Consider the following 6776-nt stretch of genomic DNA (forward strand, 5'->3'; position numbering starts at 1 on the left):
CAGGTCATCGTCCGCCTCCCGGGGGGGTGACGGAGTTATCCACAACGCCTTGGTTGTCCACCAAGATCCACATCCGTCCGGCGGTTGCCGCCACAGTGGGTGATCGGAGGTGACGCGTGGTGAACAGACGTGGATGGCTCGGCCGCTACGGGGAGGACCTGGCGGTCCGAAGGCTTCGCGAGACGGGAATGACGGTCCTCGAGCGCAACTGGCGCTGCCGGGACGGGGAGATCGACATCGTGGCGCAGGATCCGCCGCGCGCGGGTGGCGCGCTGGTGGTGTGCGAGGTGAAGACCCGCAGGGGCGGCGCGTTCCAGCATCCGATGGAGGCGGTCACGCCACGGAAGATGGCGCGGCTCCGGTGGCTGGCGCACCGGTGGATGAGCGAGCGATGGCTCGCGGTGCACGGCGTTCCGCCGCCGGGCGGCGTGCGCATCGACATGGTCGGGGTGCTGCTGCCCGGACGCGGAAGGCCCGAGGTCGAGCATGTGAAGGGGGTGGCGTGATGGCGTTCGCCCGCACCTGCGCGGTGGCGCTGATCGGCGTCGAGGGCCTGGTGGTCGAGGTCCAGGCCGATCTGGAGCCGGGGGTCGCCGCGTTCTCGCTGGTCGGCCTCGCGGACAAGTCGCTGAACGAGAGCCGGGACCGGGTCAGGGCCGCCGTGATCAACTCCGGTGCCCAGTGGCCGCAGAAGAAGCTGACCGTGGGGCTGAGCCCCGCGGCGGTGCCCAAGTGCGGCAGCGGCTTCGACCTCGCCGTGGCGTGCAGCGTGCTCGCCGCGGCGGAGCGGATCGACCCGCGCGTGATCGAGGACGTGATGATGGTCGGCGAGCTGGGCCTGGACGGGCGGGTCCGCCCGGTCCGCGGGGTGCTGCCCGCGGTGCTCACGGCGGCCGACGCCGGGTACCGGCAGGTGGTGGTCCCCGAGCAGGCGGCGGCCGAGGCGGCGCTCGTCCCCGATGTCGCCGTGCTCGGGGTGCGCAGCCTGCGCCAGCTGATCGCGGTGCTGGCCGACGAGCCGGTGCCGGAGGAGCCCTCGCCGGACGAGGCGGGCGGCCCCGCCCCGGTCCTCGGCCCCGGCTGGGGATATCCACCGCCCGGCGGGCTGTTCCTGCCGTCCGGCGGGGAGCCGCCGCCCGACCTCGGTGAGGTCTCGGGCCAGCGCGTCGCCCGGCGCGCCCTCGAAGTGGCGGCGGCGGGCCGCCACCACCTGCTGCTCAAGGGGGCCCCGGGCGCGGGGAAGACCATGCTCGCCGAGCGGCTGCCGGGGCTTCTGCCGCCGCTCACGCGGCAGGAGGCCCTGGAGGTGACCGCGGTGCACTCGGTGGGCGGCTCGCTGCCCACCGGCCGCCCGCTGATCGACCGCCCCCCGTACTGCGCGCCGCACCACTCCGCCTCCATGGCCTCCCTGGTCGGTGGCGGCAGCGGGGTGCCGCGCCCCGGCGCGATCTCGCTGGCCCACCACGGCGTCCTCTTCCTGGACGAGGCGGCGGAGATGAGCAGCCAGGTGCTCGACGCGCTGCGGCAGCCGCTGGAGTCGGGGCACGTGGTGGTGGCCCGGTCCGCCGGGGTGGTCAGGATGCCCGCGCGGGTGCTCCTGGTCCTGGCCACCAACCCCTGTCCCTGCGGCCGCCACGGCTCGCCGAACGGGGACTGCGACTGCCTGCCCAGCACCGTCAGGCGGTACCGGGCCCGGCTCTCGGGCCCGCTGCTCGACCGGATCGACCTGCGGGTGCCGGTGGAGCCGGTGAGCCGCGCCGAGCTGGTGGCCACGGGGGGCGGCGAGTCGACGGCCGTGGTCGCGCGGCGCGTGCTGGCCGCGCGGGAGCGGGCCGCGGCCCGCCTCGCCGGCACGCCCTGGCGGACCAACGCCGAGGTGCCGGGACACGAACTGCGCAGCCGCTGGGCGCCGCTGCCCTGCGCGCTGGCCCGGGCGGAGCTCGACATGGACCGCGGGCTGCTCACCGCCCGTGGTCTGGACCGGGTGCTGCGGGTGGCCTGGACGGTGGCCGACCTGGCCGGGCACGACCGTCCCACCGCGGAGGACGTCGACGCGGCCCTTGAGCTGCGCACCGGTGTGCGGCGCGGCGCCGGCGTCGCGGGCAGCCTGCCGTGACGGGGCCCCGCGGCGCCGGGGAGCCGGAGGGGAGCCGGATGGCGCGGGCGGCGCTGGCCAGGATCGCCGAGCCGGGGGACCCGCTGACCGGGAGGTGGCTGACGGATCTGGGGCCCGAGGAGACCTGGCGGGCGATCCGCGAGGGCTCGGGGCGGCTGCCCGGCGCCTCGGCCGACCGCTGGGCGGGGCTGCGCTCGCGCGCCGGCCGGGCGGCACCGGCGCGCGACCTGGAACAGATGGCCCGCTCCGGCGGGCGCTTCGTCTGCCCGGCGGACCGCGAGTGGCCCACCCAGCTGAACGACCTGGGCCTCGCGCGGCCGATCGGCCTGTGGGTGCGCGGCACCTCCTCCCTGCGGCTGCTCGCGCTGCGGTCCGTCGCGCTGGTCGGGGCGCGGGCCTGCACGGACTACGGGGCCCATGTGGCGGCGGAGCTGGCCACCACGCTCGCCGGGCGCGGCTGGACGGTGGTCTCGGGCGCGGCCTACGGGATCGACGGCGCCGCGCACCGCGGCGCGCTGGCGGGCGGGGGGCCCACGGTGGGGGTGCTGGCGTGCGGGGTGGATGTCAGCTATCCGGCGGCCCACCGGGAGTTGCTGCGGTGCATCGCCGAGCGCGGCCTGCTGGTCGGCGAGCTGCCGCCCGGCGACCACCCCACGCGCGGCCGCTTCATCCAGCGGAACCGGGTGATCGCCGCACTGACCCGCGGCACGGTGGTGGTCGAGGCGGCCGGGCGCAGCGGCTCGCTGATCACCGCCCGGCACGCGAGCCGGCTCGGCCGCCATCTGATGGCCGTGCCCGGCCCGGTCACCTCGGGTCTGTCCACCGGGGCGCACCGGCTGATCCGCGAGGAGGCGACGCTGGTCGGCGACGCGGGCGAAATCGTCGAGCTCGTCGGCGACATAGGAGAGCTGGCCGCCGACGAGTCGGGCCCGGCGGTGCCGCGCGACCTGCTGGCGCCGCAGACGGCCCGGGTGCTCGACGCGCTGCCCCCGGCCCGCGCCGTCCCCGTGGCCGAGGTGGCCGAGGGCGCGTGCACCGCCGTGGCGACGGCCGAGGCCAGGCTCCGGGAGCTGAACACCCTCGGCTTCGTCGAACGCATCGGTGACCGTTGGCAGTTGACCCGGGCCGGTCCCGCGCCCGGGCGGCGGACCGAGGACCGGCCCCGCATCGGCGCGTAACCCCACGGTGCACGCAGCGGAACGTATCTGCGCATGCCCGGCGACCGGCACATGCGCAAAGCGACCCCGTAGTCACGCTACGCTCACAGAGTTCCGCCGGTACTTCTCAGACCCCCCACCCGTACCCCTTGCAGATCGGCTCGAGACACCGCATGGCACAGCACTCCTTGGGGCCTCAGCACGCGGCTCCGGCAGCGCCGGCCGCGGCGGAGGGCAACGCTCCTTCCGCCCCGGCCACCGCGCTCGACGAGCTGTGGCGCGCCTACAAGTCCACCGGCGACGAGCGACTGCGGGAGCAGCTGATCCTCCACTACTCCCCACTGGTGAAATACGTGGCCGGCCGGGTCAGCGTGGGGCTTCCTCCCAATGTGGAGCAGGCCGACTTCGTCTCCTCCGGGGTGTTCGGACTCATCGACGCCATCGAGAAGTTCGACCCCGACCGCTCCATCAAGTTCGAGACGTACGCCATCACCCGCATCCGCGGCGCCATGATCGACGAGCTGCGGGCGCTGGACTGGATCCCCCGGTCCGTGCGGCAGAAGGCGCGGGCGATCGAGCGCGCCTACGCCACCCTGGAGGCGTCGTTGCGGCGCACCCCCTCGGAGTCCGAGGTCGCCTCGGAGATGGGCGTCACCCTCGACGAACTGCACGCGGTCTTCAGCCAGTTGTCCCTGGCGAACGTGGTGGCCCTGGAGGAGCTGCTGCACGCCGGCGGGGAGGGCGGCGACCGGCTGAGCCTGATGGACACCCTGGAGGACACCGCCGCGGACAACCCCGTGGAGGTGGCCGAGGACCGCGAGCTGCGCCGCCTGCTGGCCCGCGCCGTCAACACGCTGCCCGAGCGGGAGAAGACCGTAGTGACGCTGTACTACTACGAAGGGCTGACGCTGGCCGAGATCGGCGAGGTGCTCGGCGTGACCGAGAGCCGGGTCAGCCAGATCCACACCAAGTCCGTGCTCCAGCTGCGCGCCAAGCTCGCCGACGTCACGGGCTAGGGTGTGCGCGCCCCTCGCGGGTGAACCCGCTGGCGGCCCGCGTGCCACGCTCTACAGTGAAGGCGTGCCCAGGATTCGAGCGGCCACCGTGGCCGAGCACCGCAGAATGCAGCGCGGCGCACTGCTGGACGCCGCGAGGTCGCTGCTGACGGAGGGCGGCGTGCAGGCGCTCACCTTCCCCGCGCTGGCCGAGCGCACCGGGCTCGCCCGTTCCTCGGTCTACGAGTACTTCAGATCCCGCGCCGCCCTGGTCGAGGAGCTGTGCGCCGTCGACCTGCCGCTGTGGGCGGCCGAGGTGGCGGGCGCCATGGACGCGGCCGAGACCCCTCGGGCGAAGGTCGAGGCGTATGTACGGACCCAGCTCGCCCTGGCGTCGGACGAGCGCCACCGGGCGGTCATGGCCTTCTCCGCGGGGGAGCTGGACGAGGCCGCCCGCGAACGGGTGCGCGCCGCGCACGGCGGGCTGATGGACATGGTGGTCGACGTGCTCGCGGAGCTCGGCCATGCGGAGCCGCGGGTCGTGGCCGCGCTGCTTCAGGGCGTCGTGGACGCGGCCGTCCGCTGCGCCGCCTCCCCCCTGCCCTGGTCCGCCGACGTGATCGCCGACCTCGCGGTCCACACCGCCCTGGACGGCGTCGCCTGTCTCCCCGGGAACGGGCTCGCCGTCCCCGGGGACGGGCACGCCGGTGGTCGGCAGCAGCCGGGAGGGTCCGCCGCGTAGCAGCCGCGCGGGGAGCAGCGAGAGCGGGTCGAGATAGGTCTCGCCGCGCAGCAGTCCCCAGTGCAGGCAGGGCCCGGGGCAGTGGAAGGGCCCCGCGGCCAGCTCGCCGACGACCGCGCCCGCCGCCACCCGGTCCCCCACCGCGACCGACGGCAGCACCGGCTCATAGGTGACGCGCGGCGGCGGGGAGCCGTCCCCCGGGCCGGCGAGTTCGATGGTGACCACCTCGCGCCCGGCCACCTGGCCCGCGAAGGTCACCCGGCCCGTGACCGCCGAGCGCACCGGCGCCCCCGCGTCCGTGGCCAGGTCCACGCCCCGGTGCCCCGCCGCCCAGGGCTCGGGCGGCGGCTCGAACGCGCGGGCCACCAGCGGCCGGGAGGCCCCGCCCGCCCCCGGCACGGGCCAGGCGGCGCCCACGTCGGCCGGAGCGGGGACGGCCACCGCGGGCGGCCCGTCCGGGCCGGAGCGGTCAGCGGGACGAGAGGAGTCCCGAGCGGAGTCCGGGGAACCGGAGAGGCCGAGGGGAACGGTGATCAAGATCACGGAGAGCAAGGCAGACACAACCGTCATACCGGCAGGGTGGCCCATCGAGAGGCCCCCTGGCGGGCCGCGCCCGAATCTGTGGACAACTTCCGATCTGTGGACAGACTCGCCCCCCGATCGGGTGAAAGAAGTCGATCAACCGTTCTGTCCGCCGCCGAAGCCGGAGTCCTCGGGGAGGTCGAGTTCGCTGCGGTTCAGCTCCTCGATGTTCACGTCCTTGAACGTCAGCACCCGCACCTGCTTGACGAACCGCGCCGGCCTGTACATGTCCCACACCCAGGCATCAGCCATGGAGACCTCGAAGAACACCTCCCCCTGCACCGAGTGCACCTGCATCTCATAGTCATTGGTGAGGTAGAAGCGCCGCTCGGTCTCGATCACATACGTGAAGAGGCCGACCACATCCCGGTACTCCCGGTAGAGCTTGAGCTCCATCTCGGTCTCGTACTTTTCGAGGTCTTCGGCACTCATGGCGTGATCCCCTTCAGCCGTGCGTCCCCTCATTGTGCGTCACCGGAGACATCCGCACGCCGTGGCGGACCGGACCCGGACATCCGGCGGGCGAGCGGCGGGTAGACCGCCCCCACGAGGATCAGCACGGCTCCCCCCGTGATGACGGAGAACAGGGGCCTCAGCGGCCCGGCCCCCGAGATGCCGCCGGGAAGGTCGGAGAAGCCCATGGCCTGGGTGAGCTGCCCGAACCGGCCCAATGGCCACACCACCGCCTCGACCCGCCCCGAGACGGCGTCCGTCGGGACGCTCCCGGCGCTCGCGTCGGTCAGCAGGGAGCGGGAGTCGAGCGAGTCCGCCCGGTCGTCCCCCAGCAGGAACAGCTCCCCCTCCGGCACCTCCGCCTCGAACCCGGTGAGCGAGGCCGGGTGCTCCCGGTCCAGCAGATACGGCTCCACCACGGGCCGGCCGTTCACGGTGAGCTGTCCGTCCGCATCGCAGCAGGCCACGGTGTCGCCGCCGATCCCGACGACCCGCTTGATCATCAGCGACTCGCCCCACGCCGCGTCCTCGAAGACGACGACGTCCCCCCGACGCACCTCGCCACCCTGGATCCGCTGCGCCAGCACCCGGTCACCCGAGGTGACGGACGGTGCCATCGAGTCGGTCGGCACCGTATAAGGCTGGTACAGAACGGCGGCCAGCACGAATCCGCCCAGCAGCATCACGCAGCCGATGGCCACCGCCGCCCCGGACAGCGCCCGCCCCACGCG

At 74.4% G+C, this 6776-nt stretch carries 7 protein-coding genes and 1 pseudogene; 5 read left to right on the forward strand and 3 right to left on the reverse strand.

From position 1 onward, the window contains the following. The first annotated feature begins 119 nt into the window (after nt 1-119). The 5 genes from ADY01_RS04180 (at nt 120) to ADY01_RS04200 (ending at nt 5010) form a co-directional block, all read left to right on the forward strand. Entirely contained in the window at nt 120-506 is a 387-nt protein-coding gene (locus ADY01_RS04180) for a YraN family protein (RefSeq protein ID WP_049565550.1), read from the forward strand. Then, a complete protein-coding gene (locus tag ADY01_RS04185) occupies nt 506-2116 on the forward strand; it encodes a YifB family Mg chelatase-like AAA ATPase (RefSeq protein WP_049565522.1) in 1611 nt (536 codons plus the stop codon). Before ADY01_RS04180 ends, ADY01_RS04185 begins: the two co-directional genes overlap by 1 nt. Nucleotides 2117-2154: 38 nt before the next feature. Then, nucleotides 2155-3294 carry a DNA-processing protein DprA gene (dprA, locus tag ADY01_RS04190; protein WP_049565525.1) on the forward strand — a complete coding sequence of 380 codons (1140 nt, stop codon included), beginning with the start codon at nt 2155-2157 and terminating at the stop codon, nt 3292-3294. A gap of 152 nt (nt 3295-3446) precedes the next feature. Beyond that, complete coding sequence (gene whiG / locus ADY01_RS04195) at nt 3447-4289, forward strand: RNA polymerase sigma factor WhiG (RefSeq protein ID WP_049565528.1); 843 nt, start codon at nt 3447-3449, stop codon at nt 4287-4289. Nucleotides 4290-4377: 88 nt separating this feature from the next. Next, entirely contained in the window at nt 4378-5010 is a 633-nt protein-coding gene (locus ADY01_RS04200) for a TetR/AcrR family transcriptional regulator (RefSeq protein ID WP_049565531.1), read from the forward strand. Nucleotides 5011-5094: 84 nt separating this feature from the next. On the opposite strand, the pseudogene ADY01_RS36565 reads toward ADY01_RS04200, so the two are convergent. The 3 genes and pseudogenes from ADY01_RS36565 to lepB all read right to left on the reverse strand — a co-directional run. Then, nucleotides 5095-5598 (reverse strand): annotated as a pseudogene (locus ADY01_RS36565) (peptidoglycan DD-metalloendopeptidase family protein); the annotation flags it as partial. A 90-nt stretch (nt 5599-5688) separates the two neighbouring features. Next, nucleotides 5689-6024: a DUF2469 domain-containing protein gene (locus ADY01_RS04205; protein ID WP_049565533.1), complete on the reverse strand. Its 336-nt coding sequence runs from the start codon at nt 6022-6024 to the stop codon at nt 5689-5691. A 29-nt stretch (nt 6025-6053) separates the two neighbouring features. After that, nucleotides 6054-6776: signal peptidase I (gene lepB / locus ADY01_RS04210; RefSeq protein ID WP_234320052.1), on the reverse strand; the 723-nt coding region annotated here is incomplete at its 5' end.

This window comes from Streptomyces sp. SBT349 (assembly GCF_001083795.1).
In the GTDB taxonomy this organism is placed as follows: Bacteria; Actinomycetota; Actinomycetes; order Streptomycetales; family Streptomycetaceae; genus Streptomyces.

Excerpts from the sequence above, each read along its gene's own strand:
- ADY01_RS04185 (WP_049565522.1), top strand. The coding sequence starts at position 506 with ATGGCGTTCGCCCGCACCTGCGCGGTGGCGCTGATCGGCGTCGAGGGC.
- dprA (WP_049565525.1), top strand. The coding sequence starts at position 2,155 with ATGGCGCGGGCGGCGCTGGCCAGGATCGCCGAGCCGGGGGACCCGCTG.
- whiG (WP_049565528.1), top strand. The coding sequence starts at position 3,447 with ATGGCACAGCACTCCTTGGGGCCTCAGCACGCGGCTCCGGCAGCGCCG.
- ADY01_RS04205 (WP_049565533.1), bottom strand. The coding sequence starts at position 6,024 with ATGAGTGCCGAAGACCTCGAAAAGTACGAGACCGAGATGGAGCTCAAG.